8 protein-coding genes are annotated in these 3,641 nt (G+C 72.5%); all 8 read left to right on the top strand.

Features of this window, described 5'->3' with window-relative positions:
- Nucleotides 1-199: hypothetical protein (locus ACLBX9_RS29380; RefSeq protein WP_447721384.1), on the top strand; the 199-nt coding region annotated here is incomplete at its 5' end.
- An 11-nt stretch (nt 200-210) separates the two neighbouring features.
- Entirely contained in the window at nt 211-774 is a 564-nt protein-coding gene (locus tag ACLBX9_RS29375) for a hypothetical protein (RefSeq protein ID WP_447721383.1), read from the top strand.
- A 56-nt stretch (nt 775-830) separates the two neighbouring features.
- Nucleotides 831-1,127 carry a hypothetical protein gene (locus ACLBX9_RS29370; RefSeq protein ID WP_447721382.1) on the top strand — a complete coding sequence of 99 codons (297 nt, stop codon included), beginning with the start codon at nt 831-833 and terminating at the stop codon, nt 1,125-1,127.
- Nucleotides 1,128-1,129: 2 nt separating this feature from the next.
- Entirely contained in the window at nt 1,130-1,543 is a 414-nt protein-coding gene (locus tag ACLBX9_RS29365; RefSeq protein WP_447721381.1) for a hypothetical protein, read from the top strand.
- 22 nt (nt 1,544-1,565) lie between these two features.
- Nucleotides 1,566-1,961, top strand: a complete 396-nt coding sequence (locus tag ACLBX9_RS29360; protein WP_447721380.1) for a septal ring lytic transglycosylase RlpA family protein — start codon at nt 1,566-1,568, stop codon at nt 1,959-1,961.
- Entirely contained in the window at nt 1,961-2,194 is a 234-nt protein-coding gene (locus ACLBX9_RS29355) for a hypothetical protein (protein WP_447721379.1), read from the top strand. The genes ACLBX9_RS29360 and ACLBX9_RS29355 overlap by 1 nt, the downstream gene beginning before the upstream one ends.
- Before the next feature lie 15 nt (nt 2,195-2,209).
- Nucleotides 2,210-3,265 (top strand): peptidoglycan-binding protein, encoded by a 1,056-nt coding sequence (locus ACLBX9_RS29350; protein WP_447718184.1) that lies wholly within the window; start codon nt 2,210-2,212, stop codon nt 3,263-3,265.
- A partial coding sequence (locus ACLBX9_RS29345; RefSeq protein WP_447721168.1) for a hypothetical protein occupies nt 3,265-3,641 on the top strand: 377 nt, incomplete at its 3' end. The genes ACLBX9_RS29350 and ACLBX9_RS29345, both read left to right, overlap by 1 nt.

The raw sequence follows: 3,641 nt of genomic DNA, 5'->3' as shown, positions 1-3,641 counted from the left end.
CGGCGCGGCCGCGGCGCAGCTCGCCGCCCAGGCCGCGCTGCAGGCCCTCCTCCAGGTGGGCGACCCCTACGCGGATCTCCCGCGGCTGCAGGGGCTGCGCACCGTCACCCTCTCCCTCGAAGGCCGGCGTCAGGGCACGCGCACCCTCGCCGGCACCATGCAGGTCACGCTGACCCTGCGGGGCACAACGCGCCATTGAGGACTCACGACATGCAGGGACGTTTGGGCGCCGGCCTCGCGGCCGTGGGCGGGGCGATCGCGCGCGCGCTGCTCGGCGGTGCCGTCATGCCGCGCACCTTCCACACCCTCCAGTGCATCGGCCCCGACGGGCAGGTGAAGTGGGAGGAGACCATCGAGAACCTGACCGTCAACACCGGTCTGGCCGACATGCTCTCCAAGTACTGGAAGGGCTCGGGCTACAACGCGAGCTTCTTCGTCGGCCTGAAGGGCAGCGGCACGATCGCGGCCGGCGACACGATGGCGAGCCACGCCGGCTGGTCCGAGGTTCAGGGCTACAGCCAGGCCGCGCGCCCGGCGCTGGTGCTGGGCTCGGTCACCGGCACGACCACCGCCTCCGTCGACAACACGGCCTCGCTGGCGACCTACAGCATCAACGCCACCGTCACCGTGGCCGGCGCCTTCATCACCACCGACAGCACCAAGGGCGGCACGGCCGGCACGCTGATCGGCGCCTCGGACTTCGCCACGCCCCGCTCGATGCAGGCGGGCGACACGCTCAACGTCACGATCTCCACGACGAACACCAGCGGCTGATCCAAGCCGCCCGCCGCCGTCGCATCACCCACCCCCCTCGATCGGAGACGCGCGCCATGAAGGCCGTCCGCTTCCTCACCACCGTCGAGCACCGCTTCGTCCACGAGGCGGACGAGGTGCTCACGGCACTCAACGCCGCCGCCCTGCAGGGCGCTCGCATGATCGCGCAGGCCGAGGTCCCCGACCTCGACATGGTCGCGTCCGTCTGGAAGGTGCCCGAGGGCGCCGAGATGAGCGTGCCGGACAAGTGTGCGGCCAAGCTGATCCTGCTGGGCTACGCCGAGCTGGCGGCCGACCCGGTCGCGGCAGCCCCGGCCGCCGAGCCCACTCCCGTCGCCGCGCCGGCCGCCTGACCATGGCCACTGTCCGGAACGGCCCGGCCCGCGATCAGGTCGTCAGCGTCTTCCAGAAGGCCGGCGTCCAGTACACGGTGCCGATGAGCGATCCGGACGGCACCCGCCCGGATCTGACCGGCGCCACGGCGGCCTGGTATCTCGGCGCGATGCCGCTCGGGCGTCCGCAGAGCCCGCAGTTCTACGTCGCGGACGCGCCCGAGGCCTTCACGAAGCCTCTGCCGATCGTGGCTGACCCGGTCGTGCCCGGCGCGTTCATGGTCGTGCTGGCCATCGCGCCCGCGGACTACGCCGGCTTCTCGCCGCTCGGCTCCTACCAGCACGAGATCTGGATCACCGAGGTCGGCAAGGATCCCTATCCGGCGACCATCGGTCCGTTCGTGATCCACGGCACCGTCAAGGGCGCGGCCGCCTAAACCCGACATCCGGAGATCCACCATGCTCCTGCAGCGCCTCGCGCTGCGGGCAGTGGTCGCTTGCGCGCTGCTGCTCGCTCCCGTGTCCGCCCGTGCCTGGGAAGGGATCGCTTCGACCTACGGGAAAGAGGTCTTCCGGATCAATCCGAGCCGGCGAACCGCGAATGGCGAGATCTTCCACCCCATGGGTCGGACGGCGGCGATCTGGGATGTCCCGTTCAACACCCGGCTGCGGGTCACGCATCTGGCCACCGGGCGCAGCATCATCGTCCGGGTGAACGATCGTGGCCCGCACCGGCGGCTCGGCCGGCTGATCGACCTGTCGACCGGCTCCTGTCGCGCGCTCGGCGCGTGCGGCCTCGCCCGGGTGCGGGTCGAGGTCGTGCCGGCCGGCCGGCGCGTGGCGGACGCGCGCTGATGCGCTGCTGGCTTCTCGCGGTCGCCATCGCCGCCTTTCACCTCGCGACCGATGCGGCGCCCTGCGCGGCACGGGGTCGGCCGCATCTCCCGCCCCGGCCCAGCACCGCGAGCCTCCTGGCCGCGGCGCCGATCGCGCCGAACGGCACGCTTATCCGCGACGGGGAAGGCCTGCGCACCCTGGAGCTCGACGAGCTCGCGCCGCTGCGCCTGCGCGTCTCCATCCCCTTCTGAACCCTGGTGCCCGTCATGACCGACTGGAAGCGGATCCTGCCCGCGGTCGCAGCCCACGCGCGCGCCGACATCGTGGCCGCGTTCATCGCGGCCGATGACCGGATCGCGGCGGCCGAGATCATCACGCCGCTGCGCATCGCCCACTTCGTCGCCCAGGTGGCCACGGAGACCGGCGGCCTGACCAAGCTCGAGGAGAGCCTGTTCTACACGGCCGAGCGGCTGTGCGCGGTCTGGCCAAAGCGCTTCCCGAACCTCGCCGCGGCCAGACCCTACGCCGGCAACCCGAAGGCGCTGGCCGAGAAGGTCTACGGCGGTCGCCTCGGCAACGTGCAGCCCGGCGACGGGTGGCGGTACCGCGGCGGCGGCGCGCTGCAGACCACGGGGCGAGCGAACTACCGCGCCGCCGGGTTCGAGGCCAATCCGGATCGCCTGCGCTCGCCGGCCGGCGCGATCGCGGCCGCGCTCACCTACTGGACCGACAACGACTGCAACGCGCTCGCCGACGCCGACGACGTCGAGGCCCTGCGCCGCCGCGTGAACGGCGGCACGATCGGGCTGTCCGAGTGCCGCGCCTACCTGGCCAAGGCGAAGGCGGCGCTGCGCGTGATCCCGGCCCAGGCGAAGCTCAAGGCGCTGCGCTATCCCGTGGGCAAGGTCGACGGCGACCACGGCGACCGCACCACGGCCTCCGTGCAGCTCCTGCAGAAGAAGGCCGGCCTGCCCGTCACGGGCGAGCTCGACGACGACACGCTCGCTGCGCTCGACACCGCCGAGGCGCTCCCCGTGGCGGCCAAGGACGCGAACCTGGCGCGGAGCCGCACCGTCCAGGGCGCGGGCGTGGCCGGGTCCTTCGGCTTCGCCGAGGTCGCCCAGAGCGTCAGCGAACTGAAGGACCAGGCCGAGAGCGCGCAGGCCCAGATCTCGGCCGGCACCGTCTTCGGCTTCGTCATGGGTGCGCTGATCGTCGCCGGCGCCCTCTACGCCCTGTACGCGCGCTGGGACGATGCCGGCCGGCCCATGCCGGACGTCCTCGCGCGCCGCTTCCCGAAGCTCACCGGAGCGCGCGGCTGATGTTCGACTTTTCCTGGACCGCCATCCTCCTGGCGGTCGCGCCCCTCATGCGGGCCGCGATCTCGCCGGTGACGCTCAAGATCCTGGCCGCGGCGTTCGCCGTCCTGGTGATCGGGCGGATCGTCCTGCCCGCGCGCCTGCGAATGGTCTCCCGGACGATGGCCGCCGGCGTCGCGGCCTTCGCCTTCTGCTGGCAGGTCGCGGTGACCGACGGGGCGCAGCGCATGCTCGCCCACGACCACGCCGTGGCGCTGCAGGCCGAGCAGCTGCGCGCCGAGAAGGCGGAGGCGATCACCCACGAGGCGCTGGAGCTGCGCGCCCGCGACCAGGCCGCCCACGACGCCGACCTCTCCAAGATCAAGGAACTGACCGATGC

The sequence above is a fragment of the Methylobacterium sp. A49B genome (assembly GCF_053346215.1).
Note: the sequence above shows the minus strand (reverse complement) of the source record. Positions and strands in the feature narration are given on the sequence as shown.